Raw genomic sequence first — 24,825 nt, forward strand, 5'->3', positions numbered from 1 at the left:
ATCGTTCCCCTCGTCGCGATTCGTGGACCGTGTCTTGTCGTTGTCGTGGCGGCGCCGGTTCGTCGATGGGGACGGATGCCGTCCCGGGGACGCCGTGGGGGGAAACGGCGACGGGGCGACCCTTCGATGAACTGTGACGCAGCGCCGCGACGGTAACACAGCCCGCCTGCCGGGCACGAGTCCGGCAAGGCACGAAGCGGATCACGAGGGGAATGACAACGCAGTCTCAGTCCGGCGTGCGCCGTCCGGCCGCGAATCCGGCGAAGCCTTCGACGAACTGGCGCAGCTGGGCCAGGGTGGCGGCGTCGGCCAGTTCGCCGTCCGCGTCCATCAGCGTGTGCGCCTTCGACACCATCAGCCGGCCCTCGGCCCAGAACCGGGTTTTCAGCGTGCGCAGCACCGGCAACCAGTGGGCCTGCGACAGGATCGTGCCGAAGCCGCCGGGCGAGGCGCCGATCAGCGCGACCGGCCGGCCGGCGAAGACCGCGTCGCCGGTGCGCGACAGCCAGTCCACGCCGTTCTTGAACACGCCGGGGATGCCGTTGTTGTACTCGGGCGTGACCAGCAGCAGGCCGTCGCTGGCGATGATCTTCGCGCGCAGCGCCTGCACGGCCTCGGGGATGCCCGAGGCGGTTTCGAGGTCGCCGTCGTACAGCGGGATGCCGTGCAGCGTGGCGACCTCGACCTCGACGCCATCGGGTGCCTGGCGCTGCGCGGCGCGCGCTAGGGCGGTGTTGAACGAGGCGGCGCGCAGGCTGCCGGAGAGGGCAAGGATTCGGGTCATGGCGGAGCTCCTGGTCGAAGGGAACGCGGGGAAGGAACGGTCGCCGGCGCGGCGCCGGCGAGGCCGTCAGGACATCCGGCCGAACTTGCCGGCGTTGAAATCGCGGATGGCCTCGGCGATCTCGGCCTGGGTGTTCATCACGAACGGGCCGTAGCCGGCCACCGGCTCGTCGATGGGCGCACCGGCCAACAGCAGCACCTTGGCGTCGGCGTTGGCCTCGATGACGACGCCCTCGCCTTCGGTAGACAGCGTGACCATCTGCGTCTGGCGCAGCACCGCCTCGCCGTTGACCTGCACCGTGCCGTCCAGCACCACCAGCAGGGTGGTCCAGCCCTCGGCCTGCGGCAGCGTCGCGGTCGCGCCGGCGACCAGCCGCACGTCCCAGACGTTCATCGGGGTGAAGGTGCGGGCCGGGCCCTGCGCGCCGTCGAAGTCGCCGGCGATGACCCGCACGCGGCCGGCGCCGTCGGGCAGTGCCACCTCGGGGATCGCGCTGCCGAGCACCGCCTGGTAGCCCGGCGTGGTCATCTTGTCCTTCGCCGGCAGGTTCACCCACAGCTGGACCATCTCGAACGGCCCGCCGCTGCGGCTGTAGGCCTCGGAGTGGAATTCCTCGTGGAGGATGCCGCTGCCGGCGGTCATCCACTGCACGTCGCCGGGGCCGATCACCCCGCCCTGCCCGGTCGAATCGCGGTGCTCGACCTCGCCGGCGTAGACGATCGTGACCGTCTCGAAGCCGCGGTGCGGGTGCTGGCCGACGCCGCGGCGGCCGCCGGGGTTGGGCGAGAACGTCGTGGGCGCGGCGTAGTCCAGCATCAGGAACGGGCTGCGCTGGGCCACGCCCGGGCCGCTGTAGCCGAACATGCCGTGCACCGGGAAGCCGTCGCCGACCCAATGCCGGCCGGGGGCATGGCCGATCCCGAGGATCTTCTTGTCGCGGACGAGGGTGGTGCTCATGGGTCGCTCCGGTGTCGGGGAGGCGGAAGTGCCTCCGAGGCGCTCATCTTCTTTTTCGAACGATGCGGGCGGTAGCCGCCGATTCGTGGAATGATCGTCCCATCGAATGAACGATGGCGCATGAACATGGGGACAAGAGCCACGGGTGCCGGGATGCAGGACCTCAACGACCTCTTCTATTTCGTGCAGGTGGTGGACCACGGCGGCTTCGCCCCGGCCGGGCGGGCGCTGGGCATGCCCAAGTCCAAGCTCAGCCGGCGGATCGCGCTGCTGGAGGAACGCCTCGGCGTGCGCCTGATCCAGCGCTCGACCCGCAAGTTCGTCGTGACCGACCTCGGCCGCACCTACTACGGCCACGCCCGCGCCGCGCTGGTCGAGGCCGCCGCGGCCGAAGAAGCGATCCAGCGCACCCGCGCCGAGCCGCGCGGGATCGTGCGCATGAGCTGCCCGACCACCCTGCTCGACATCCGCGTCGGGCCGATGCTGGCGGACTTCCTGCGCCAGCATCCGCAGGTCGAGCTGCACCTGGACGCCACCAACCGCCGGGTCGACGTGCTCGGCGAAGGGCTGGACCTCGCGCTGCGGGTCCGCCCGCCGCCGCTGGCCGATTCCGACCTCGCGATGCGCACGCTGGCGACGCGCAAGCAGTGCCTGGTCGCCAGCCCGGCGCTGATGGCGCGGCTGGGCCGGCCGGACGCCCCGGCCGCGCTGATGGGCTGGCCGAGCATGGACCTCGGCCTGCCGCAGAACCAGCACGTCTGGGACCTGCACGGCCCCGACGGCGCGCACGTCGCGATCCACCACCAGCCGCGGTTCGTCACCCGCGGCATGCTGGCCCTGCGCGACGCCGCGGTGGCCGGCGTGGGCGTGGTCCAGCTGCCGATGATGGTGACCCGCGACCTCGTCACCGAAGGCCGGCTGGTGCACGTGCTGGACGGCTGGGCGCCGCGCGAGGAGATCGTGCACGCGGTGTTCCCCTCGCGCCGCGGCCAGTTGCCGTCGGTGCGGGGGCTGATCGACTTCCTCGCCGAGCGCTTCGCGCAGATGCACGACGAATGAGGCCGGGCCGATGACACCGCGTCGATGACCACGACGGCGCGTGGCCGCCGCCCCGCCGGATTCCCTATCATGGGCGGCTCCGCGGGCACGCCGGGGATGCCCCGGTCCACGGCGCGTCCCGCCACCGCCGCGGACGCCTCCCCCGCCGCCGCGATCGCCCGATGAAGCCCCAGCCCCCGCAGGAACACACGCCCCTGATGAAGCAGTTCTTCGCCGCCAAGGCGGAGCATCCGGACGTGCTGCTGTTCTTCCGGATGGGCGACTTCTACGAACTGTTCTACGACGACGCGCGCAAGGCCGCGCGGCTGCTCGACATCACCCTGACCCAGCGCGGCGCCTCCGCCGGCCAGCCGATCCCGATGGCCGGCGTGCCGGTGCATGCGTACGAAGGCTATCTCGCGCGGCTGGTCGCGCTGGGCGAATCGGTGGCGATCTGCGAGCAGATCGGCGATCCGGCGCTGGCGAAGGGTCTGGTCGAACGCAAGGTGGTGCGCATCGTCACGCCGGGCACGGTCACCGACGAAGCGCTGCTGCAGGATCGTCGCGACACGCTGCTCATGGCGGTGGCGCGTGGCAAGAGCGGGTACGGCCTGGCCTGGGCCGATCTCGCCGGCGGCCGCTTCCTGGTCAACGAGATCGCCAACGACGACCAACTAGACGCCGAACTCGCGCGGCTCGATCCCGCCGAACTGCTGGTGCCCGACGAGGACGGCTGGCCGGCGGCGATCGTCGATCGCGGCGGCCTGCGTCGCCGCGCGCCGTGGCTGTTCGATCCCGACAGCGGCCGCCGCCAGTTGCTGCGCTTCTTCGCGCCGGCCTCCGGTTCGGGGCAGGCGCTGCACGACCTCAGCGGCTTCGGCATCGAGGACAAGCCGCTCGCCATCGCCGCCGCCGGGGCGCTGCTGGGCTATGTCGAAGAGACGCAGAAGCAGCGGCTGCCGCACCTCACCTCGATCCGGATCGAGACCAGCGACGGCGCGATCGCGATGAACGCCGCGACCCGCCGCCATCTCGAACTCGACACCCGCGTCGACGGCGACACGCGGCACACGCTGCTCGGCGTGCTCGACACCACGATCACGCCGATGGGCGGCCGCCTGCTGCGGCGCTGGCTGCATCGCCCGCTGCGCGACCGCCGCATCGTCGGCGAGCGCCACGACGCGGTGGAGCGGCTGATCGACTCGCGCGCCGACGCCGACGTGCGCGAAGCCTTCCGCGGCCTCGGCGACGTCGAGCGCATCCTCTCGCGCGTGGCCCTGCGCAGCGCGCGCCCGCGCGATCTGTCGACGCTGCGCGACGCGCTATCGCTGCTGCCGCAGGTGCGCAACGCGCTGGACGGGATCGATTCGCCGCGGCTGCTCGCACTGGTCGCCGAACTGGGGGAACACGACGCGCAGGCGGCGTGGCTGCAGCGCGCGATCGTGCCGCAGCCGCCGCTGCTGGCGCGCGACGGCGGCGTGATCGCGGAAGGCTACGACGCCGAACTCGACGAACTGCGCCAGCTCAGCACGCACGCCGACCAGTTCCTGATCGACCTCGAAGCCCGCGAGCGCGAAAGCAGCGGCATCCCGACGCTGAAGGTCGGCTACAACCGCGTCCACGGCTACTACATCGAGATCAGCAAGGGCCAGGCCGACAAGGCGCCGGTGCACTACACCCGCCGGCAGACGCTGACCGGCGCCGAGCGCTACATCACCGAGGAACTGAAGGCGTTCGAGGACAAGGTGCTGTCGGCGCGCGAACGGTCGCTGTCGCGCGAAAAGGTGCTGTACGAACAGCTCCTCGACGAACTGAACCTGCATCTCGAACCGCTGAAGCGCTGCGCCGCGGCGCTGAGCGAACTCGACGTGCTGGTCTGCTTCGCCGACCGCGCGCGCGAACTCGACTGGTCGCGGCCGCGGCTGGTCGAGGACGCGGTGCTGCGCATCGAGCGCGGCCGCCATCCCGTCGTCGAAGCGGTGCGCGACGATCCGTTCGAGCCCAACGACCTCGACCTGCACGCCGATCGCCGCATGCTGGTGATCACCGGCCCGAACATGGGCGGCAAGTCGACGTACATGCGCCAGAACGCGCTGATCGTGCTGCTCGCGCACATCGGCAGCTTCGTGCCGGCGACGACCGCGACGCTGGGCCCGATCGACCGCATCCTCACCCGCATCGGTGCCGGCGACGACCTCGCCCGCGGCCAGTCGACCTTCATGGTCGAGATGAGCGAAACCAGCTACATCCTGCACCACGCCACGCCGCAGTCGCTGGTGCTGATGGACGAGATCGGCCGCGGCACCTCGACCTACGACGGCCTCGCCCTCGCCGAGGCCTGCGCGAAGCACCTCGCGCACGCGAACCGCTGCTGGACCCTGTTCGCGACCCACTACTTCGAGTTGACCGCGCTGGCCGAAGCCGGAAGCGGCATCGCCAACGTGCATCTCGACGCCGTCGAGCACCACGACAAGCAAGGCGGCGACACGCTCGTCTTCATGCACGCGGTGAAGGATGGCCCCGCCGACCGCAGCTTCGGCCTGCAGGTGGCCGCGCTGGCCGGCCTGCCGAAGGCGGTGGTGCGCGAGGCCCGCGGCCGGCTGGCCGAACTCGAACAGCGCCGCGACACGCCCGCGCCGGTGCTCACGCCGCAGGCGCTGGACACGCCGCAACAGTTCGGCCTGTTCTCGCCGTCGTCGGCCGCGCTCGATGCGCTGGCCGCGATCGATCCCGACGAACTCACGCCGAAGCAGGCGCTGGAAGCGCTGTACCGGCTGAAGGCGCTGGAATAGCGCGCATGCGCGCGCCACGGAGGACACCGCCATGACACAGGGACTGTGGTCGCTCGGCCGCTGGCGCGGCGTTCCGGTGCTGCTGCACTGGTCGGTGTGGCTGGGACTGGCGTGGTTCGGCTACCGCTACCGCCAGTGGCTGCCGGCGCTGCTGACCTTCGCCGGCTTCCTCGGCCTGCTCGCGATCCACGAACTCGGCCACGCCATCGCCGCGCAGTCGCGGCGGGTACGCGTGCACGAGATCCGCCTCTACCTGCTGCACGGACTGTGCCGCCATGCGGCGCCCGCGCGCGAACGCGACGACGTCTTCATCGCCTGGGGCGGCGTGCTGGCGCAGGCGACGGTGCTGCTGGTGGCGCTGGCGCTGTCGGCCGCGATCGGCACGCTGTCGCCGATGCTCTCGATCCAGCTCGCGCCGCTGTTCCGGGTGCTGATCTGGACGAACCTGTGGATCATCGCCTTCAACCTGCTGCCGGTCGCGCCGCTGGACGGCCATCGCGCCTGGCGCGTGCTGCGCCCGCTCGGCAAGTCGCTGCAAACGCGCTGGCGCAACGGCGTGGACGACATCGCCCGCCGCTTCCGGCTGGCGCGCCGGCACCGCGCGATGAAGCGCGACGCGGAGCACAAGGTCGTCGACCTGATGGAACGCATCAGGAAGAAGAAACCGTAGTCCGACGCAGCGGCCGCGACGGCCTCCGCCTACACTGTGCGTCGCTGCGTCCGACACGGAGTCCGCCACGTGACCCTCGCCCTCTTCATCGCCGGCCTGCTGTTCGGCGTCGTGCTGACGCTCTGGCTGCGCCGCCCGCCGGGCGACGCGCCGTCGCCGCGCATCGCCGACGACACCGCGATCGCAACGGGCGACACGGCCGCGATCGCGCCGCCGACCGATGATGCGCCGGCGACGGCGGACACCGCGCCTCCCGCTCCCGAAACGCCGGCGACGGAGGCAGCGCCGATCGAAGACCCGCTCGACCGCCTGCATCGCCTGCGCCGCGAGATCGAGGCCGAGGACGACCGCATCCAGCGGCCCGAGGACATCGCCGGCTTCGCCCAGTTCCGCGAAGGCGTCGCGCTGTTGTCCTCCCTGGTGCTCTCGCCGCGCGAAGTGCTGGAACTGCTGGAAGGCGACGGCTACGTGCTCGCCAGCATGATCTACGCCGCGCTGCCCGCGCGTACCGACATCGCCGCCGTCGACGCGTTCGCCGCCAGCGCCGGCGTCGGTCGCTATCCGGCGTGGTACATGCTCGACTACCTGCGCAGCCGCGACGATGCGTCCGCGCTGCCCGCGTTCCTGCGCCACGTGCGCAAGTGGTGGTGGGACGCACCGCCGCTGCGCAAGCGCATGCGCGAAACCCTCGAATGGGCCGGGACGCACGCGCCCGGCACCGCACCGATGGCGGTCGACACGCTGGAGGACCACGACCTCGGACAACTGGCCGAAGGCCTGAAACTGCTGCAGTCGCCGGTGCTCGCGCCCTACCTCGCGCAGGTCGAGGCCGAAGCCGCGCGCCGCAACGAACATCGCGCGCTCGGCGGCGTCGGCCGGATCTGGTCGCCCGCGGCGGCCGACGATGCGTTCGGCATCGTCGACCATCCCGCGCTGGAGCGGCAGGTCGATCGCCTGCACGATCTGCTGCTGGCGACGCCGCCGGTGTCGGTGCTGGTCGCCGGCGACGGCGGCACCGGCAAGACGGTGCTGGTCGATCGGCTGTTCGCGCGGCTGCGCGACGATGGCTGGCTGCTGTTCGAGGCCTCCGCCGCCGAGGTGCTGGCCGGGCAGAAATACATCGGCGAACTGGAAGAGCGCATGCGCGAACTGCTGTCCGCGCTGGATCGCCCGAAGGCGCTGTGGCGCGTGCAGGATTTCCACGACCTTCTGCACAAGGGCGCGCACAGCCAGGACCCGCGCGGCATCCTCGACCTGCTGCTGCCGGCGATGGAGCGCGGCCGCCTGCGCATGGTCGGCGAACTGTCGCCGGCGCAGCTCGCGCAGTTGCTGATCGCGCGCCCGGCACTGCGCCATCTCGCGAAGACGGTGACGCTGGCCGCGCCGTCGAACGCCGAGATGCGCGACCTGCTCGCGCGCTGGCGCACCGCGCGCGAGGCCGCGCTGGGCGCGACCGTCGCGGATGCGCGCACGCTCGACGAAGCGCAGCGCATGGCCGCGCAGTTCTTTCCCGACCAGCACGAACCCGGCCGCAGCCTGCGCCTGCTGGAGGACGGCCTGCGCACCGCCGTCGCCGCGGAACCGCGCGCGCTGCCGCTCACGCCCGATGCGCTGCTGCACGGCATCGCGCGCCGCAGCGGCCTGCCGCTGGAGGTCATCGACGATCGCCAGAGTCTCGATCTCGACACGCTGCGCGCGTTCTTCCGCAAGCGCGTGCTCGGCCAGGACGAAGCCGTCGACTGCCTCGTCGACCGCATCTCGATGCTGAAGGCGGGCCTGGTTGATCCGGGCCGGCCGATCGGCGTGTTCCTGTTCGCCGGCCCCACCGGCACCGGCAAGACCGAACTCGCGAAGGCGCTGGGCGAGCTGCTGTTCGGCAGCGCCGAACGCCTGCTGCGGCTGGACATGAGCGAATACCAGTCCGAGGACAGCGCGTGGCGGCTGACCGAGGTCTCGCGCGACGGCAGCGCGCGTTCGCTGGTGTCGCGCATCCGCGAGCAGCCGTTCTCGGTGGTGCTGCTGGACGAATTCGAGAAGGCGCACCCGAAGGTGTGGGACCTGTTCCTGCAGGTGTTCGACGACGGCCGCCTCGGCGACCGCAGCGGCAACGTCGCCGACTTCCGCCACAGCATCGTGATCCTCACCAGCAACGTCGGTTCGACGCTGTCGCGCAGCGCCGGCCCGGGCTTCACCTCGGCCGCCGGCGGCTGGTCGCGCGGCGTGGTCGAGAAGGCACTGTTCGAGACCTTCCGCCGCGAGTTCCTCAACCGCCTCGACCGGATCGTGCTGTTCCAGCCGCTCGACCGCACCCTCATGCGGGAAATCCTGCACAAGGAACTGCAGCGCGCGATGACCCGCCGCGGCCTCAGGAATCGGGACTGGGCGGTGGAATGGGAACCGTCGGCGATCGAATTCCTGCTCGACCGCGGCTTCACGCCCGACCTCGGCGCGCGTCCGCTGCGCCGCGCGATCGAACAGCACCTGCTCGCGCCGCTGGCGCGCAGCATCGTCGAGCACCGCACGCCGCAGGGCGACCAGTTCCTGTTCGTGCGCAGCGCCGGCGATCGGCTTGAAGTCGAATTCGTCGATCCGAACGCGCCGGCGCAGGCGGCGTCGACGACCGCGGTCGTCGCGAACGTCGACACCGATCCGCGTGCGCTGGTCCATGCGCCGGACGCGTCACCGGCGGCGATCACCGCGCTGCATACCGCGTTCGTGCGACTCGGATCGATGCTGGCCGATGATGTCTGGACCGCAGCGCGCGACGCGGACTACGCGACGATGCAGGCGTCGGAGTTCTGGAATGCGCCGGAGCGCTTCGTCGTGCTCGACCGGATCGAACGCCGGCACCGCATCGAGGACGCGTTCGACACCGCACAGCGCCTCGATGCGCGGCTGGCCCGGGACGGCGCCGACGCCGGCTTCATCGGTCGCCACGCGCAACTGCTGTGGCTGATGCAGCTCGCGGTCGACGCGGTGGCCGACCGGCAGCCGCAGGACGCGCTGCTGTGGCTGGTCGTAGGCGAAGCCGACCTCAAACGCGATCCCGCGCGCACCCGGCGCTGGTGGCAGCAGTGGCTGGCGATGTACATGGCGTGGGCCGAGCGCCGCAACATGCGCGTCGACGTATTGGCGCAGGACCCGCAGCGCGGCCGCGCACAGCTGGCGGTGAGCGGGTTCGGCGCGCTGGCGCTGCTGGAGGCCGAGCACGGCCTGCACGTCGCCGAGGAAGACGGCGACGACGGCGTGCAGCGCGTCGCCTGCGCGGTGCGCGTCGCCCCCGACCTGCCCGGCCGCACGCGGCCCGCGCAGCCGCCCGCCGACGACGACCTGCGCATCTGCCGCCGCTACCGCGCCGCGCCCTCGCCGCTGGTGCGCGACGCCGTGCGCGGCTGGCGCACGGGCCGCATCGACCGCGTGCTCGCCGGCGACTTCGACGTGATCATGGGCGAGTGAGGCGACAGCCAGGCAACTGCACCGGGGCCGCGCGTCAGCGCGCGCGCCGGTAGTGCATGGCGACCGCACCGTTGCGCAGCGGTGTCGCCGCGACAAGGTCGAGTCGTCGCGTGGCAGGCAACCCGCTTGCGTACAGGGTCGGGCCGTGGCCGGCGATCATCGGGTGGACCAGCAACCGGTAGTCGTCGATCAGGTCCAGCCGGTCCAGCGCAGCCGCGAGCCGGCCGCTGCCGAGGAGCACGCCATCCGGCGTCGCGTCCTTGAGCGCCTGCACGCCGGCACGCAGGTCACCGGCGATGTGGTGGCTGTGCGACCACGGGAAATCCTGGCGCGTCGTGGACACCACGTACTTCGGCTTCGCTTCCAGCTTGACCGCCCAATCGCGCATCACCGGCGGCACCGCCGCATCGCCGCGGGCGACCGCCGGCCAGTGGCTTTCCATCATCTCGTAGGTGACACGGCCCCACAGCATCGCGCCGCTCTCGTCCATGAGACGGATGAAGAAGGCCTGCGTCTCGTCGTCGACGATGCCTTCACGATGGTCGACGCAACCGTCCAGGGTGAGGTTGATGGCGAAGGTCAGGCGTCCCATGGCGTCCTCGGTCGGGGATGCGCGGCGGGACGCCGGTCGTCCTGCCGCGGAGATACGGGCCTGGTCCGCGCAGCGTCCACCTCGCTTCCGCTCGGCGACGACCGGACCCGCACCCGTGGATGACCCGGACGCTGCCACATGCGCTTCCGACAGGCAATTCCCGGCAGGCAATCATGGAACGGCGGGAACGGGACGATGCGCAGACGCCGTCGCGACGCAGATCGCCGCGATCCGCGGGGGAGCGGCGCCGGTCGAGCGGGCCCGCGCGTCCGCTGCTTCGAAAAAGCCCGGAACCGCGACATCGATTGCAGGGCCGGCGCTACAGTAGCCGTCTCTTCCGCGGCATGGCCGCCCGAACCTGGAGTCCCGCAATGACCGCACTCACCAACGACCTCCTTTCCCAGCTTCAGGGCGCGCCGCTGCAGCAGATCGCGCAGCAGCTCGGCGTCGACGACGGCCAGGCGGCGGGCGCGGTCGGGGCGGCCCTGCCGCTGCTGATGGGCGCGCTGGGCAAGAACGCCAGCCAGCCGCAGGGCGCGGAAGCCCTGTTCGGCGCGCTGCAGCGCGACCACGCCGCGGCCCCGGACCTCGGCGGCCTGCTCGGCATGGTCCTCGGCGGCGCGCAGTCCCGGCAGACCGACGGCGCCGGCATGCTCGGCCACATCTTCGGCGGCCAGCAGGCGACCGCCGAGCAGCACCTCGGCACCGCGACCGGCCTCGGCAGCGACCGCGCCGGGCAGCTGATGAAGATCCTCGCGCCGATCGTGCTGGCCTACCTCGCCAAGCGCATGTTCAGCGGCGGCGCGGATGGCGGTGGCGGTGCGCCCGCGGCGGCCTCGGGCCTCGGCGGCGGCGCCACGGCGCAGGTGCTGGGGGCGATCCTCGGCCAGGAGCACCAGGCGGTCCGCCAGCAGGGCGGCGTCGGCGGCGGCCTGCTGGGTGCCGTGCTCGACCAGGACGGCGACGGCCAGCTCGGCCTCGGCGACCTGCTGAAGATCGGCGGCGGGCTGTTGGGTGGCGGCAACCGCTGATCGCGCACGCCCGCGGCATCGACACGACGGCGGGCGCAGGCCCGCCGTCGTCGTGTCTGGCATCCGGGCATCGATAAATAGTCTTTGACTATCGAAATCGTCGAAACAAACGATTTTCACGATCCCTCGCAAAGGCCTACCGTGGGCGCACCCCTTCAGGAGCGACCCCCATGACGACCGAACCGAAGTGCCCGTTTTCGGGCGCCGCCCGCCCCGCGACCGGCGCGCACCGCGGCAACCGCGACTGGTGGCCGAACCAGTTGAACGTCGATCTCCTGCACCAGCACTCGTCGAAGGCCGACCCGATGGGCGCGGACTTCGACTACGCCGCCGAATTCGCCACGCTCGATCTCGACGCCGTCGTCGCCGACCTCACCGCGCTGATGACCGACTCGCAGGACTGGTGGCCGGCCGACTGGGGCCACTACGGCCCGCTGTTCATCCGCATGGCCTGGCACTCGGCCGGCACGTACCGCATCCACGACGGCCGCGGCGGCGCCGGCAACGGCACGCAGCGGTTCGCGCCGCTCAACAGCTGGCCGGACAACGGCAACCTCGACAAGGCCCGCCGCCTGCTGTGGCCGATCAAGCGCAAGTACGGCCGCAAGCTGAGCTGGGCCGACCTGATGATCCTCGCCGGCAACGTCGCGCTGGAATCGATGGGATTCCGCACGCTGGGCTTCGCCGGCGGCCGCGCCGACGTCTGGGCGCCGGAGCAGGACATCGACTGGGGCGCCGAGACCGCGTGGCTGGCGACCAGCGACAAGCCCAACAGCCGCTACTCCGGTGATCGCGAACTGGCGAATCCGCTGGCCGCGGTGCAGATGGGCCTGATCTACGTGAACCCCGAAGGACCCGACGGAAACCCCGACCCCGTCGCCTCCGGCCGCGACGTGCGCGAGACCTTCGCGCGCATGGCGATGGATGACGAGGAAACCGTCGCGCTGATCGCCGGCGGCCACACCTTCGGCAAGGCGCACGGCGCGGGCGATCCGACGCTGGTCGGCGTCGAGCCCGAAGCCGCCGACATCGAGGCGCAGGGCCTGGGCTGGGCGAACCGTCACGGCAGCGGCGTCGGCGTGCACGCCACGACAAGCGGCATCGAAGGCGCATGGAAACCGAACCCGACCACCTGGGACAACGGCTACTTCGACGTGCTGTTCGGCAACGACTGGCAGCTGACGAAGAGTCCCGCCGGCGCGCACCAGTGGACGCCGACGTCGCCGAAACCCGAGCACATGATTCCCGACGCGCACGATCCGTCGCTGCGGCATCCGCCGATGATGACCACCGCCGACCTCTCGCTGCGCTTCGATCCGGCCTACGAGAAGATCGCGCGTCGCTTCCACGCCGATCCGCAGGCGTTCGCCGACGCCTTCGCCCGCGCGTGGTTCAAGCTCACGCATCGCGACATGGGTCCGCGCGCCCGATATGTCGGCAAGCTCGTACCGCAGGAAACGCTGCTGTGGCAGGACCCGGTGCCCGCCGTCGACCATCCGCTCATCGATGCCGACGACATCGCGGCGCTGAAAACGAAGGTGCTGGCCAGCGGCCTGTCGGTGCAGGACCTGGTGTTCGTCGCATGGGCCTCGGCGTCGACGTTCCGCGGCAGCGACAAGCGCGGCGGCGCCAACGGCGCGCGCATCCGCCTCGCACCGCAGAAGGACTGGGCCGCCAACGAACCGGCGCGGCTGGCGAAGGTGCTGGCGACGCTGGAACGCGTGAAGGCCGACTTCGATGCCGCGCAGACGGGCGGCAAGCGCGTGTCGCTGGCCGACCTGATCGTGCTCGGCGGCGCGGCGGCGGTGGAAGCCGCGGCGCGCGCCGGCGGCCACGCCATCACCGTGCCGTTCGCACCGGGGCGCACCGACGCCACCGACGCGCAGACCGACGCGGCCTCGTTCGCGGTGCTGGAACCGCAGGCCGACGGCTTCCGCAACTTCGCGAAGCCGGGCCTCGAAGCGAGCGCGACGGAACGGCTGATCGATCGCGCGCAATTGCTCACGCTGACCGCGCCGGAGATGACCGTGCTGATCGGCGGCCTGCGCGCGCTGGACGCGAATGTCGGGGGCGCGCGCCACGGCGTGCTCACCGATCGCCCCGGCGTGCTGAGCCACGACGTGTTCGTACACCTGCTCGACATGCGCACGCGTTGGCAGCGTTCCGCGGGCGATGCGAACGTGCTGGAAGGCATCGACCGCGCGACCGGCGTGCGCAAGTGGACGGCGACCGTCGTCGACCTCGCGTTCGGCTCGAACGCGCAGCTGCGCGCCATCGCCGAGGTCTACGCCGCCGACGATGCGCAGGCGACCTTCGTGCAGGATTTCGTCGCGGCCTGGACGAAGGTGATGCAGCTGGATCGGTTCGACCTGCGCTGATCGACGCGGCACGATCGACGCGGCACGATCGACGCAGCACGATCGAGAGCACATGATCGAAGGGCCGGTGCGGACGCATGACCGTCCGCACCGGCCGACGCCGTTCTTCCGGATGCCCCCTTCGCAGCAGGACGCCACGATGTCCGTCGATTTCTGCCCCGGCTACACCGGCACGACGTTCAAGCCGCTGGCCCGCGACTACCCCGGCAGCGACGTCTATCCCGCCGCCGATTTCCGTACCGAATGGGGGCCGATCTTCCATCGCGGCCGTCTCGACGGCACCGCCCGCGTGCTGGTCATCGGGCAGGACCCGGCGCAGTCGGAAGCCGTGGTCCGGCGCATCCTCGTCGGCAACGCCGGCAAGCGCGTGCAGGGCTTCCTGCACGCGCTGGGCATCCGCAAGCGTTACGTCATCCTCAACACGTTCCTCTACAGCGTGTACGGACAGCAGGGCGGCAACGCGCACATCGGCGATGCCGCGATCGCCGCCTACCGCAACCGCTGGATCGCCGGCGTGCTTGATCGCAGCCGGATCGAGATCGTGGTCGCGTTCGGCGGCCTCGCCGACCAGGCGTGGTCGCAATGGCGGGCCTCACCCTCGGCCGCAGGGCGCCCCGCCCTGCCCTACGCGCATCTGCCGCACCCGACCTCGCCGACGGCCGGCGGCGCCAGCGAATCGCAGGCCGCGACGGCCACGGCCGTGATGCTGGCGAAGTACAACACCGCGCTGCAGCAACTGCGCCCGGCGCTGACGAAGACCGACGCCGCGCCCGCGCCGCTCTACGGCAACGCCTTCACCGCAGCCGATCTGCCGGACATCCCGATGGCCGACCTGCCTGCGGGCACGCCGCCGTGGATGGCGAGCGAAGAAGCGTGGGCCGCGCGCGTCGGCAACACCGCGCCGGAAAAACGACGCACGATCCAGATCCGCGTGCCCGACACCGTGCCGCTGTGAGCGCGGGACGGCGTTGGCGCGCGACGCGTCAGAGCGCGTCGATGTCGCCCAGCGCGCGGATCAGTCGCCGTGCACGCTTGTCCGGTTTGGTTTCCGGCGGCTGGTAGCCCGCGCGCGCTGCACGCAGCGTCGCGAGCGTCGCCGCGCGCTGCGCCTTCGACGCTTCGGATTCGGCGTACAGCGCCTGCGCGACCGGCGCGGAACCCCGCTGGTCGCTCAGTCCCAGCACTTCGATCTCGAACACTTCGTCGCCGCGCACGATGCGCAGCGCGTCGCCGACGCGCACGCCGCGCGAGGCCTTCGCGCGCTGCCCGCCGATCTCGATCTTGCCGGTCTCGATCGCGTGCTTCGCCAGGCTGCGCGTGCGGAAGAAGCGCGCGGCCCAGAGCCAGAGATCGAGGCGAACGGTGGCGGTGTCGCTGTGCATCGCGGGCCGGCGGAAGAGGTCCTGCGAGTGTAGCGCCACCAGCACGCGCAGGGCGATGGGCGTGGCAGGCGCTACGTTATAGTACGGCCTCCACATGCAGATCGATCCGAGATGACGAACCCGCACCCGATCGCACCGGCCGGAACCTGCGCGAACTGCGACACGGCACTGAGCGGTGCCTTCTGCCACCGCTGCGGACAACGCGGCGAGATCCACGCACTCACGCTTCCCCACCTCATGCACGAGATCCCGCATGCGATCTTCCATGTCGACCGCGGGCTGCTGGTGACGATCCGCGCACTGGCGCTACGTCCGGGACGCACGATCAATGCCTATCTCGACGGACATCGGATCCGCTATTTCAACCCGCTCTCGATGCTCGTCCTGCTCGCCGGCCTTTGCGCACTGGCGTACTCGAAGTTCCCCTTCGATTTTTCACCCATGGCCGCGGGGTTGCCCGCGGAGGAAGCCGCCAGGACCACCGCGTTCGTGAAGAGCCTGATGGTCAACTATTCGCTCGGGCTGATGGTGCAGTTGCCGATCATCGCCCTGATCAGCTGGCTGGTCATGGGCAGGCATCGCAGCTACGGCGAGCATCTCGCGATCAACGCCTTCATCTTCGCCTTCATGTGCGTGATCAATCTGGCGTGGATGCCGATCCACATGATCACCAACGGCGGCGCGTGGATGTCATCGGCATTGTTCGCCAGCGGCGTACTCTTCATGGTGTACCAGGTGTTTGCGCTCTGGGACACGTTCCGCACCCCGGAGCGCCGGTTCGGCACACTGCTCCGCGCCCTCGTGACTGTCGGCGGCTACATGTCGATTCCGCTGCTCGCCGGCTTCGTGGCCGGCATCCTCATGATGATGCATGCGGGCGGAAAACCCTGACCCCGAAACGCGCCTGCCGTTGAAACAGGCGCACTCCCGGAAACGCGAACGGCCGCCTTGCGGCGGCCGTTCGGGGAATTCGTGGCGCGACGGATCAGGCGTCGGCCTGGCCCTTGCCCTTGGTGTACATCGACAGGTCTTCCTTGATGCGCGCCTTCTTGCCTTCGAGGTTGCGCAGGTAGTACAGCTTGCCGGCGCGGACCGCGCCGCGGCGCTTCACCTGCACCGAGTCGATCGCGGCGCTGTGGGTCTGGAACACGCGCTCGACGCCGTAGCCGTGCGAGATCTTGCGCACCGTGAAGGAAGAGTTGAGGCCGGCGTTCTTCTTGCCGATCACCACGCCTTCGTAGGCCTGGACGCGTTCGCGATTGCCTTCCTTGACCTTCACGTTGACGATGACGGTGTCGCCGGGACCGAAGTCCGGCAGCTGGCGCTGGATCTGTTCGGCTTCGAACTGCTGCAGCAGCGTGTTGAGCGAGGGCTTGTTCATGGTTGCGGGAGCCTTGTTGTTGATGCCCGGCCGTCGTGGGCCGAAGCTGTAATTGCGCGAGTGCACGTGGACCCGCGTCATGGCAGAGCCTGCTTACCATCCTGTTCGACGGTAAGCCGCACATTGTAAAGGAAAAATTCCCCGCGGCACCAGAGGCGCCGGATCAGGGATCCCTTGGCGCCCCGTCGTCGCCACGCTCGGCGAGGAAGGCGTCCAGCAGGGCCCGGTCGGCCTTCGACAGCGCCGCCCGGTCGATCAGGTCCGGCCGCCGCAGCCAGGTGCGACCCAGCGACTGCTGGCGCCGCCATTTCGCGATCTCGGCGTGGTGGCCGGACAGCAGCACTGATGGAACACTGCCGAGGGCGTGTTCCACCGGCCGGGTGTAATGCGGGCAGTCGAGCAGGCCGTCCGGCCCCTCGAAACTGTCCTGAGCCGCGGATTCGGCGTCGTTGAGCGCCCCCGGCAGCAGCCGGGCGGTGGCGTCGACGACTACCGCGGCGGCCAGCTCGCCGCCGGACAGCACGTAGTCGCCGATCGACAGTTCCTCGTCGACCTCCGCCTGCAGGAGGCGCTCGTCGACGCCTTCGTAGCGGCCGCACAGCAGGATCAGGCGCTCGCATTCCGCGAGTTCGCGGACCTTCGGCTGGGTCAGCGGCGCGCCCTGCGGGCTGAGGTAGACCACCCGCACCGGCCGCGGGTCGGCGTCGCGGGCGGCCTGCAGCGCCGAACGCAACGGGTCGATCAGCATCACCATGCCCGGGCCGCCGCCGAACGGGCGATCGTCGACCCGGCGGTAGTTGCCTTCGGCGTGATCGCGCGGGTTCCAGCCGTGGATCGACAGCAGCCCGCGCTCCTGCGCGCGCCCGACCACGCCGTGGCCGGCGATCTGGACGACGAATTCGGGGAACAGGCTGACGATGTCGATGCGCATGGCGGGCGGCCGGCGTCGCGGCTCAGAAATCCGCGTCCCAGTCGACCACGATGCGGCCGGCGTCGAAATCCAGCTCGCGGACGAAATCCGGACGGACCCACGGGATCATGCGTTCGCGGTCGCCGCGCGTGACCAGCACGTCGTTGGCGCCGTTGGAAAACACGCGCACGGCGGTGCCGAAGTCGACGCCGTCGAGGTTCGACACGCGCAGGCCTTCGAGGTCGACCCAGTAGAACTCGCCGTCGCGCGGCGGCGGCAGCGCGCTGCGCGGGACGAACAGCTCGGCGCCGCGCAGGGCCTCGGCGACGTCGCGGTCGTCGACGCCCGGCAGCGTGCCGATCAGGCCCTTCCCGCCCGGACGCGCGCGCGCGCCGGTGACCTCCCGCTCGCGACCCAGCGCATCGCGCAGGATCCACGGCTGGTAGCGGAGGAGATTGCCCTCCGGCTCGGTCAGGGATTCGAGTTTCACCTCGCCACGCACGCCGAACGCGCCGTGGATCCTGCCTACGAGGATGCGGCGCGTCGGGTCGTTCATGCGTTGCGTTGGCCGCGCGCAGGGCGCGGCCCGGGATCAGGCGGCGGGAGCCGCGGCCTTGGCGGCCTGCTTGTACAGGTCGGCGACCTTGTCGGTCATCTGGGCGCCGGTGCCCACCCAGTACTTGGTGCGATCCAGATCCAGCTCGACGCGCTTCTCGTTGCCGGTGGCGATCGGGTTGTAGTAACCCAGGCGCTCGATGTTGCGGCCGTCACGGGCGTTGCGGCTGTCGGTGACGATGATGTGGTAGAAGGGGCGCTTCTTGGCGCCGCCGCGGGTGAGGCGGATCTTGACCATGAGGTTCTCGGTGTTGCCCAGCTGCCGGGATGGCAGGGTAAGCCGGCAAGTATAGCGGGTCGATCCGCGCCGAGGAACCCCGGCCGCCGCCCCGCGCCCCTCAGGCAGCCGGGATCAGCGGAACGGCATGCCGCCGCGGCCGCCCATCATGCCCTTCATGCCGCGCATGAGCCCCTTCATGCCGCCCTGGCTGAGCTTGCTCATCATCTTTTCCATCTGCTGGTACTGCTTCATCAGACGGTTGACGTCGGCCGGGGTGAGGCCGGCGCCGCGGGCGATGCGGGCGCGGCGCGAGCCGTTGAGCAGGTCGGGATGGCGGCGCTCCTTCTTCGTCATCGAGTTGATGATCGCGATCATCCGCGGCACTTCCTTGCCGGTGACCTGGTTCTTCACCGCGTCGGGGATCTGGCCCATGCCCGGCAGCTTGTCCATCAGGCCGTGCAGGCCACCCATGTTCTGCATCTGTTCGAGCTGGTCCTTCATGTCGTTCAGGTCGAACTTCTTGCCCTTCACGACCTTCTCGGCGAGCTTCGCGGCCTTGTCCTTGTCGACCTGCTGTTCGACCTGCTCGACCAGCGACAGCACGTCGCCCATGTCGAGGATGCGACTGGCCACGCGGTCCGGGTGGAACACGTCGAGGCCGTCGGTCTTCTCGCCGGTGCCGATGAACTTGATCGGCCGGCCGGTGATGTAGCGCACCGACAGCGCCGCGCCGCCGCGGGCGTCGCCGTCGGTCTTGGTCAGCACCACGCCGGTCAGCGGCAGCGCCTCGCTGAAGGCCTTGGCGGTGTTGGCCGCGTCCTGGCCGGTCATGGCATCGACGACGAACAGCGTCTCGACCGGGCTCACCGCGGCATGCAGCGCCTTGATCTCGGCCATCATCGCCTCGTCGATGGCGAGGCGGCCGGCGGTGTCGACGATCAGCACGTCGACGTAGGACTTGCGGGCATCGTCGATCGCCGCCCTGACGATGGCTTCGGGCTTCTGCGAGGCATCCGACGGGAAGAACAGCACGTCGACCTGCTGCGCCAGCGTCTTCAGCTGCTCGATGGCGGCGGGGCGGTACACGTCCGCCGACACCACCATCACCTTCTTCTTGCGGCGCTCCTTGAGGTGCTTCGCCAGCTTGCCGACCGTGGTGGTCTTGCCCGCGCCCTGCAGGCCGGCCATCAGGATCACCGCCGGCGCCGGCACGTTGAGGTTGAGTTCGGTCGCGGTCGAGCCCATCACCGCGGTCAGCTCGTCGCGGACCACCTTGATCAGCGCCTGGCCCGGCGTCAGCGACTTCAGCACTTCCTGGCCGACGGCACGGACCTTGATGCGCTCGATCAGCGCCTGCACCACCGGCAGCGCGACGTCGGCCTCCAGCAGCGCGATGCGGACCTCGCGGGTGGCCTCGCGGATGTTCTCCTCGGTCAGCCGGCCGCGGCCGCGCAGGCGCTCGATGGTGCCGGACAGACGCTGGGTGAGGGACTCGAACATGGCGGGCACCGCTGCGGAAAAGACGGCGATTATAAGCCGTGCGCGCCGCCGCCGCCGTATGCGACACTGGCGCGATGACCCTCGCCCTGATCGCGATCGCCCTGTATCTGGCGTCCGCCGGCCTGCTCGCGCGCCGTCTGGCGCAGGCCGGCCCCGGCGTGCCCATGGCGTGGTGGCTGCTGCCGGCCACCGCGGTGATCGCGCACCTGACCGCGCACGGCCTCGCCTGGCACGCGGCGGGCGGGGAAAACCTGCATTTCTTCTCCGCGCTGTCGCTGGTCGGCATGGGCATGTCGGCGGTGACGGTGCTCATGGGGCTGCGCGGGCGGATGGCCGCCCTCGGCGTGATCGTGTTCCCGATCGCCGCCGCGTGCCTGCTGCTCTACGCCGGCTTCGGCCGCCACGACGTCCAGTCGCTGGACTGGCGCCTGCTGCTGCATGCGTGGTGCGCGCTGCTCGCCTACGCCACGCTGGCGGTGGCGACGGTGCTGGCGATGCTGCTGTGGGTGCAGGAACGCGCCCTGCGCCAGCGCCGGCTGCACGGCTGGCTGCGCGTGCTGCCGCCGCTGGTGGAGCTGGAAACCCTGCTGTTCCGGACCATCACCGTCGGTTTCGCGCTGCTCACCGCCACCCTGCTCACCGGCGTGCTGTTCGTCGAGAACCTGATGACCCAGCATCTCGCGCACAAGACCGTCTTCAGCGTGCTGTCGTGGCTGGGTTTCGGCGGGCTGCTGCTCGGCCGCCGGCGCTACGGCTGGCGCGGCGCCACCGCGGTGCGCTGGACCCTCACCGCAATGGCGATGCTGGTGCTCGCCTTCTTCGGCACCGGCATCGTGCTCGAACTGATCCTCCGGCGTCGCTGATATCGATTGCAGGCGCCGCTGATCGCGCCGCGATCGCCGCGATCGCCCTTCGATCGGAAAAAATGCATCGGGGGACTGGAATCGAAACCCGCAGTGCCTTAGTTTCTGGCAATCGGGGACGAATCGAGTCGTCCACGAACGGGTGACTCGCATGCGAGCGTCCGCTTCACCGCTCGCATGGATGCCCTCAACGCTCGGCCACGGGGGATGCGTCGTGAAATCGCTGTTCCGGATCTGGTTCCTCTCGCTCGTCGCCGTCTCGGCGGGGCACGCCGGTGCGCAGGCCGCCGGCGCGGGCCCGTTGTCCGACTGCCCGACGCTGCCGGAAGCCATCGCACAGAAAGTCCGCTGGGAAGTGCTCAAGGTGCCGAACATGCTGCTCTGCCGCGGCGTCTTCGTCGATTCGGGCGAGGAAGGCTTCGCGCTCACGATCAGCCAGGAATCGCCCTTCAAACCGCGTCGTGGCGACCGCGCCGAACTCGGTTCGCTCAATGGCCAGGAGGTGCAGTGGTATCGCACCGAGATCGCCGGCGACGACAAGGCGCAGGCGCGCGAGGCGCTGATCCGCGTGGCGGCCAACCAGGTCGTCCACGTCTCCATGCGCGCCCCGTCGGCCGAAGCGCTGGCGGAACGCCAGCAGATGGTGCTGTCGCTGCCCTTCCCCGCCTACCGCGAAGACTGATCGTCCTCGACGGATCACCCTGCGCGGCCGTATGGCCGCGTTCGGCATGTCCCGCGATTCCCCGCTCTCGAAAGCGACCGTCAATGGCACGGTCGATGCTTCATCTCCTGCAGGATTCGCCTGCCGACACGGATGACGCACCCGCTTCGCGACGAGGGATACCGCCATGTCGTTCAAATCGCTGTTCGCCCTGCTCCTGCTGGCCGCCGCCGGCACCGCTTCCGCCCAGTCCGCACCGCAGTGTCCGCGACTTCCGGAACAGGCCGGGGACCTGCAATGGACCGTGCTGCGCACCGACAGCGCCCTGCTGTGCCGCGCACTGCGCAGGGACGACGGCGGCGAGGCCTTCGCACTGACTTTGTCGAAGAAATCCCCGTTCAAGCCCAACAGCCGCCTGCGCGAAGAGGCCGGCCAGTTGCAGGGCGAACAGATCTGGTGGTACCGCACGGAGATCGCCGGCCGCCCCGAGGAACTGGCCCGGGAAACGCTGTCGAAGCTCGGCCCGGACCGCGTGGTGCATGTCTCGATCCTCACCGAGGACCCGGCCGCCCTGAAGCGCTACCAGGGGATCGTCGGCGATCTGCACTTCGAACAGGACGGCCTGGCCACCCGCTGACGCGTCGCGTCGCGGGCCTCCGCGTCGGGAAGCGACGCGGAGGGTCGGATTCCGACCCGGCACTTCCCGCTGCGGCGGATCGAGCGCCGCCCTCGCCGCCCCGAGGCGCCTGCGGTGCCCGCTTCCGCGGGCGCCGATGCGGATTCCGGAACGGCGATCCGGACACTCCCGCCGGAACCCCATTAGGATGTAGGCCGCCGCCGCATGTCTTGCGGCCCGGCCACCGGCAAGCCACCACGCCACCGGACCTCCCCCCGAGGGGAGCGTTCGGCGTCGGCGTCGCACCACCCCATGGAATCGTCACAACCCGAAGGAGTCGGACTCTATGCCCTCAATCCGCATCACCTGCGTTGCCCTTTCATTGTCCCTGGCCTTCCTGGCCGCCTGCGATCGCAATCCCCCGTCGGCCGCCCCTGCCGCCACCGTGCCCGCCCCGGCACCGGTCCCCGGGCATGCCGGCACCGTCAATGTCTGCAACTGGTCCGACTACATCGGCAAGGACACCCTGAACGCGTTCGAGGCGAAGACGGGCCTCCAGGTCGACTACTGCACCTACGCGAACAACGAAGCCCTGCTGGAACGGCTGAAGGCCTCGCCGCGCGCCTACGACGTCGTGTTCCCGACCGCCACGCCCTATGCCCGCGACCTGGTGGCGGACGGCCGGCTGGCCGAACTCGACAAGCGCCTGCTGCCCAACCTGTCCCACCTTGACCCCGCGATCCTGGCCGAACTGGCCGAAAGCGATCCCGGCAACGCCCACCTCATTCCCTACATGTGGGGCACGACCGGGCTGGGCGTGAACGTCGATCGCGTCCGCGCCGCGCTGGGCCCTTCCGCGCCCCTCGACAGCTGGGGATTGCTGTTCAATCCCGCCAACGCCGCCAAGCTCTCGAAGTGCGGCATCGGCGTGCTCGAAAGCAGCCTGGATTCGGTCCCGCCCGCGCTGTTCTGGAAGGGCATGGACCCGCGTGATTTCAGCGACGGCGCGAACGACACCGTGCACGCCATCTACGACGCGATCCGGCCGCACATCCGCAAGTTCGAGAACGGCAACGACCTGATCGCCGGCCTTGCCAACGGCAACTACTGCCTCGTGCTGACCTATTCCGGCGACGTCCGGCAGGCCCGCGCCCGGGCCGCGGAACAGGCGGCGAAGACCGGCGGCAAGGCGCCGGACATCCGCTACGTGATCCCCCGCGAAGGCGCGATCCGCTGGATCGACACGATCGCCATCCCGAAGGACGCGCCGCATCCCGAAGCCGCACTGCGCTTCATGAACTACCTGATGGAGCCGGCCGTCATCGCCTCGATCAGCGACGAGGTCGCGTATGCGAACGCCAACGCAGCCGCCACGCCGCTGGTCGACAAGGCCATCGCCGGCGATCCCGGCATTTATCCGCCGGCGGCCGTCCGCGCGAAGCTGGCCAACGCCGGCCGCCCCGACGAAGCGCAGGCCAAGGCCCGCGCGCGGGTCTGGGACCTGATCGTCTACGGCAGCCTCTGACGGGCCGTCCCGTGCCGGGCGTGCATCGTCCGGCCCGGGTTCTCCAGCAATATCTCCAGGGGCAGGTGCGCCACGCCCTGCCCCGCTGCACGTCCGCCGCTGCACGTCCGCCGCTCCACGTCTGCCCGCTCCACCTCCGCCCCGGGCGCCCATCGCAACGGGGTGGGTCCGCCCCTACGCCGCCGGCAGGGGATGGCACGCTGCTTGCTTAAGGGCACAGCGCGACGCACGTCACATTCGCGTCGTGACCAAACCCTCAAGGAGTTCGAGCAGCATGCATCATTCCTTCATCCGCCTGGCTTTCGTGGCGTCGACCCTGCTTGGCCTGGCCGCCTGCGGCCGCGACGCGGGGCCGACCAACGCGGAAACCGCGTCCGGCAAGGGCCAGACCCTGAGCGTCTACAACTGGTCCGACTACATCGGCAAGGACACGCTGAGCGATTTCGAGAAGAAGACCGGCATCCACGTCACCTACGCCGTCTACTCGACGAACGACGCCCTGCAGGAAAAGCTGGCGTCCACGCCGAACGCCTACGACGTGGTGTTCCCGACCGCCCGTCCCTACGCCGCGCGCATGGTCGACGCGGGCCAGCTGACGCCGCTGGACAGGAAGCTGCTGCCGAACCTCAAGCACATCGACCCGGCGATCCTGGCCGAACTGGCCACGATCGACCCCGGCAACGCGCACATCCTGCCGTACATGTGGGGCACCACCGGCCTCGGCATCAACGTGCCCAAGGCCCGCGCGGTGCTCGGTCCGAACGTGGCGCTGGACACCTGGGGCCTGCTGTTCGACCCCGCGACCGCCGCGAAGCTGTCCTCGTGCGGCATCGCGGTCGTCGACAACGAACTGGAAGCCTTCCCGCCGGCGCTGATCTGGAAGGGCGCCGACCCCAAGGACTACAGCGCGCAGGCGAACGACAGCGTGCGCGCGATCTACGGCGCGATCCGCCCGTACGTGCGCAAGTACGGCAACGACGACGAGATCATCGAAGGTCTCGGCAACGGCACGTTCTGTCTCGTGCTGACCTTCTCCGGCGACGTGCAGCAGGCGCAGGCCCGCGCCGAGGAGCTGGCGAAGCAGAAGGGCGGTGACGCACCGGAGATCCGCTACGTGATCCCGCGCGAAGGTGCGATCCGCTGGATCGACACCGTCGCGATCCCGAAGAACGCGCCGCATCCGGAAGCCGCGCAGCGCTTCCTCGACTACCTGATGGATCCGGCCGTGATCGCCGGCATCAGCAACGAAGTCGCCTATGCGAATGCCAACCGCGACGCGACGGCGCTGGTCGACAAGGCCATCACCGGCAACGCGGGCATCTACCCGCCCGCCGACGTGCGCGCCAAGCTGAGCGCCGCCGGCAAGCCCGACGACGCGCAGGCGAAGGCGCGCAAGCAGATGTGGGACCTGATCGTCTACGGCAGCCTCTGACGCAACGCGACACCGGGCCGGA

22 protein-coding genes are annotated in these 24,825 nt (G+C 70.4%); 13 read left to right on the forward strand and 9 right to left on the reverse strand.

The window, feature by feature from the left end; translation table 11 throughout:
• Positions 1–226: 226 nt before the first annotated feature.
• Both ACT53Q_RS10930 and ACT53Q_RS10935 read right to left on the reverse strand, forming a co-directional pair.
• Positions 227–784 carry an NADPH-dependent FMN reductase gene (locus tag ACT53Q_RS10930; RefSeq protein WP_476186669.1) on the reverse strand — a complete coding sequence of 186 codons (558 nt, stop codon included), beginning with the start codon at positions 782–784 and terminating at the stop codon, positions 227–229.
• Positions 785–850: 66 nt separating this feature from the next.
• A complete protein-coding gene (locus ACT53Q_RS10935) occupies positions 851–1,741 on the reverse strand; it encodes a pirin family protein (RefSeq protein ID WP_476186670.1) in 891 nt (296 codons plus the stop codon).
• Between the two features lie 120 nt (positions 1,742–1,861).
• Between ACT53Q_RS10935 and ACT53Q_RS10940 the strand changes: the two genes are divergently transcribed.
• The 4 genes from ACT53Q_RS10940 (at position 1,862) to ACT53Q_RS10955 (ending at position 9,697) form a co-directional block, all read left to right on the forward strand.
• Entirely contained in the window at positions 1,862–2,800 is a 939-nt protein-coding gene (locus ACT53Q_RS10940) for a LysR family transcriptional regulator (RefSeq protein ID WP_476186671.1), read from the forward strand.
• 161 nt (positions 2,801–2,961) lie between these two features.
• Positions 2,962–5,571, forward strand: coding sequence for a DNA mismatch repair protein MutS (gene mutS / locus ACT53Q_RS10945; RefSeq protein WP_476186672.1), 2,610 nt, complete (start codon positions 2,962–2,964; stop codon positions 5,569–5,571).
• A 31-nt stretch (positions 5,572–5,602) separates the two neighbouring features.
• Positions 5,603–6,241, forward strand: coding sequence for a zinc metalloprotease (locus ACT53Q_RS10950; RefSeq protein ID WP_476186673.1), 639 nt, complete (start codon positions 5,603–5,605; stop codon positions 6,239–6,241).
• Positions 6,242–6,310: 69 nt separating this feature from the next.
• A complete protein-coding gene (locus ACT53Q_RS10955; RefSeq protein WP_476186674.1) occupies positions 6,311–9,697 on the forward strand; it encodes an AAA family ATPase in 3,387 nt (1,128 codons plus the stop codon).
• A gap of 34 nt (positions 9,698–9,731) precedes the next feature.
• Here the strand turns inward: ACT53Q_RS10955 and ACT53Q_RS10960 are convergent, their stop codons facing one another.
• The gene (locus ACT53Q_RS10960) at positions 9,732–10,289 is read right to left on the reverse strand and encodes a dihydrofolate reductase family protein (RefSeq protein ID WP_476186675.1); all 558 of its coding nucleotides are present in this window, start codon (positions 10,287–10,289) and stop codon (positions 9,732–9,734) included.
• A gap of 371 nt (positions 10,290–10,660) precedes the next feature.
• Between ACT53Q_RS10960 and ACT53Q_RS10965 the strand changes: the two genes are divergently transcribed.
• The 3 genes from ACT53Q_RS10965 (at position 10,661) to ACT53Q_RS10975 (ending at position 14,653) form a co-directional block, all read left to right on the forward strand.
• Positions 10,661–11,320 carry a DUF937 domain-containing protein gene (locus ACT53Q_RS10965; protein WP_476186676.1) on the forward strand — a complete coding sequence of 220 codons (660 nt, stop codon included), beginning with the start codon at positions 10,661–10,663 and terminating at the stop codon, positions 11,318–11,320.
• Between the two features lie 170 nt (positions 11,321–11,490).
• Positions 11,491–13,698, forward strand: coding sequence for a catalase/peroxidase HPI (katG, locus tag ACT53Q_RS10970; protein ID WP_476186677.1), 2,208 nt, complete (start codon positions 11,491–11,493; stop codon positions 13,696–13,698).
• A gap of 139 nt (positions 13,699–13,837) precedes the next feature.
• A complete protein-coding gene (locus ACT53Q_RS10975) occupies positions 13,838–14,653 on the forward strand; it encodes a uracil-DNA glycosylase family protein (RefSeq protein ID WP_476186678.1) in 816 nt (271 codons plus the stop codon).
• Positions 14,654–14,681: 28 nt separating this feature from the next.
• Here the strand turns inward: ACT53Q_RS10975 and ACT53Q_RS10980 are convergent, their stop codons facing one another.
• A complete protein-coding gene (locus ACT53Q_RS10980) occupies positions 14,682–15,080 on the reverse strand; it encodes an RNA-binding S4 domain-containing protein (protein ID WP_476186836.1) in 399 nt (132 codons plus the stop codon).
• Positions 15,081–15,191: 111 nt separating this feature from the next.
• On the opposite strand from ACT53Q_RS10980, the gene ACT53Q_RS10985 reads away from it, so the two are divergent.
• A complete protein-coding gene (locus ACT53Q_RS10985; protein ID WP_476186679.1) occupies positions 15,192–15,971 on the forward strand; it encodes a DUF3667 domain-containing protein in 780 nt (259 codons plus the stop codon).
• Positions 15,972–16,065: 94 nt separating this feature from the next.
• Here the strand turns inward: ACT53Q_RS10985 and rplS are convergent, their stop codons facing one another.
• The 5 genes from rplS to ffh all read right to left on the reverse strand — a co-directional run bounded on the left by rplS (position 16,066) and on the right by ffh (position 19,706).
• Complete coding sequence (gene rplS, locus ACT53Q_RS10990; RefSeq protein ID WP_476186680.1) at positions 16,066–16,461, reverse strand: 50S ribosomal protein L19; 396 nt, start codon at positions 16,459–16,461, stop codon at positions 16,066–16,068.
• Between the two features lie 163 nt (positions 16,462–16,624).
• Complete coding sequence (gene trmD / locus ACT53Q_RS10995) at positions 16,625–17,392, reverse strand: tRNA (guanosine(37)-N1)-methyltransferase TrmD (RefSeq protein ID WP_476186681.1); 768 nt, start codon at positions 17,390–17,392, stop codon at positions 16,625–16,627.
• Positions 17,393–17,414: 22 nt separating this feature from the next.
• Positions 17,415–17,927, reverse strand: coding sequence for a ribosome maturation factor RimM (gene rimM, locus ACT53Q_RS11000; RefSeq protein WP_476186682.1), 513 nt, complete (start codon positions 17,925–17,927; stop codon positions 17,415–17,417).
• Between the two features lie 36 nt (positions 17,928–17,963).
• On the reverse strand, positions 17,964–18,224 hold the full coding sequence (gene rpsP, locus ACT53Q_RS11005; protein ID WP_476186683.1) for a 30S ribosomal protein S16: 261 nt from the start codon (positions 18,222–18,224) through the stop codon (positions 17,964–17,966).
• Between the two features lie 114 nt (positions 18,225–18,338).
• A complete protein-coding gene (gene ffh / locus ACT53Q_RS11010; protein ID WP_476186684.1) occupies positions 18,339–19,706 on the reverse strand; it encodes a signal recognition particle protein in 1,368 nt (455 codons plus the stop codon).
• A 74-nt stretch (positions 19,707–19,780) separates the two neighbouring features.
• Here ffh and ACT53Q_RS11015 point away from each other — a divergent pair, with 74 nt between their 5' ends.
• The 5 genes from ACT53Q_RS11015 to ACT53Q_RS11035 all read left to right on the forward strand — a co-directional run bounded on the left by ACT53Q_RS11015 (position 19,781) and on the right by ACT53Q_RS11035 (position 24,803).
• Positions 19,781–20,569 (forward strand): cytochrome C assembly family protein, encoded by a 789-nt coding sequence (locus tag ACT53Q_RS11015; protein ID WP_476186685.1) that lies wholly within the window; start codon positions 19,781–19,783, stop codon positions 20,567–20,569.
• 214 nt (positions 20,570–20,783) lie between these two features.
• Positions 20,784–21,251, forward strand: coding sequence for a hypothetical protein (locus ACT53Q_RS11020; RefSeq protein WP_476186686.1), 468 nt, complete (start codon positions 20,784–20,786; stop codon positions 21,249–21,251).
• Positions 21,252–21,417: 166 nt separating this feature from the next.
• Positions 21,418–21,867, forward strand: a complete 450-nt coding sequence (locus tag ACT53Q_RS11025) for a hypothetical protein (RefSeq protein WP_476186687.1) — start codon at positions 21,418–21,420, stop codon at positions 21,865–21,867.
• A 325-nt stretch (positions 21,868–22,192) separates the two neighbouring features.
• Positions 22,193–23,371, forward strand: coding sequence for an extracellular solute-binding protein (locus tag ACT53Q_RS11030; protein WP_476186688.1), 1,179 nt, complete (start codon positions 22,193–22,195; stop codon positions 23,369–23,371).
• A 274-nt stretch (positions 23,372–23,645) separates the two neighbouring features.
• Positions 23,646–24,803, forward strand: a complete 1,158-nt coding sequence (locus tag ACT53Q_RS11035; protein ID WP_476186689.1) for an extracellular solute-binding protein — start codon at positions 23,646–23,648, stop codon at positions 24,801–24,803.
• Positions 24,804–24,825: the final 22 nt, after the last annotated feature.

This window comes from Lysobacter sp. DMC97, assembly GCF_056313745.1.

Coding starts and splice junctions, on each gene's coding strand:
- ACT53Q_RS10985 (WP_476186679.1), top strand. CDS start 15,192: ATGACGAACCCGCACCCGATCGCACCGGCCGGAACCTGCGCGAACTGC.
- katG (WP_476186677.1), top strand. CDS start 11,491: ATGACGACCGAACCGAAGTGCCCGTTTTCGGGCGCCGCCCGCCCCGCG.
- ACT53Q_RS10980 (WP_476186836.1), bottom strand. CDS start 15,080: ATGCACAGCGACACCGCCACCGTTCGCCTCGATCTCTGGCTCTGGGCC.
- ACT53Q_RS10950 (WP_476186673.1), top strand. CDS start 5,603: ATGACACAGGGACTGTGGTCGCTCGGCCGCTGGCGCGGCGTTCCGGTG.
- ACT53Q_RS11035 (WP_476186689.1), top strand. CDS start 23,646: ATGCATCATTCCTTCATCCGCCTGGCTTTCGTGGCGTCGACCCTGCTT.
- rpsP (WP_476186683.1), bottom strand. CDS start 18,224: ATGGTCAAGATCCGCCTCACCCGCGGCGGCGCCAAGAAGCGCCCCTTC.
- rimM (WP_476186682.1), bottom strand. CDS start 17,927: ATGAACGACCCGACGCGCCGCATCCTCGTAGGCAGGATCCACGGCGCG.
- ACT53Q_RS10930 (WP_476186669.1), bottom strand. CDS start 784: ATGACCCGAATCCTTGCCCTCTCCGGCAGCCTGCGCGCCGCCTCGTTC.
- ffh (WP_476186684.1), bottom strand. CDS start 19,706: ATGTTCGAGTCCCTCACCCAGCGTCTGTCCGGCACCATCGAGCGCCTG.
- ACT53Q_RS11030 (WP_476186688.1), top strand. CDS start 22,193: ATGCCCTCAATCCGCATCACCTGCGTTGCCCTTTCATTGTCCCTGGCC.
- ACT53Q_RS11015 (WP_476186685.1), top strand. CDS start 19,781: ATGACCCTCGCCCTGATCGCGATCGCCCTGTATCTGGCGTCCGCCGGC.
- ACT53Q_RS10965 (WP_476186676.1), top strand. CDS start 10,661: ATGACCGCACTCACCAACGACCTCCTTTCCCAGCTTCAGGGCGCGCCG.
- trmD (WP_476186681.1), bottom strand. CDS start 17,392: ATGCGCATCGACATCGTCAGCCTGTTCCCCGAATTCGTCGTCCAGATC.
- rplS (WP_476186680.1), bottom strand. CDS start 16,461: ATGAACAAGCCCTCGCTCAACACGCTGCTGCAGCAGTTCGAAGCCGAA.
- mutS (WP_476186672.1), top strand. CDS start 2,962: ATGAAGCCCCAGCCCCCGCAGGAACACACGCCCCTGATGAAGCAGTTC.
- ACT53Q_RS11025 (WP_476186687.1), top strand. CDS start 21,418: ATGTCGTTCAAATCGCTGTTCGCCCTGCTCCTGCTGGCCGCCGCCGGC.
- ACT53Q_RS10975 (WP_476186678.1), top strand. CDS start 13,838: ATGTCCGTCGATTTCTGCCCCGGCTACACCGGCACGACGTTCAAGCCG.
- ACT53Q_RS10940 (WP_476186671.1), top strand. CDS start 1,862: ATGAACATGGGGACAAGAGCCACGGGTGCCGGGATGCAGGACCTCAAC.
- ACT53Q_RS10935 (WP_476186670.1), bottom strand. CDS start 1,741: ATGAGCACCACCCTCGTCCGCGACAAGAAGATCCTCGGGATCGGCCAT.
- ACT53Q_RS10960 (WP_476186675.1), bottom strand. CDS start 10,289: ATGGGACGCCTGACCTTCGCCATCAACCTCACCCTGGACGGTTGCGTC.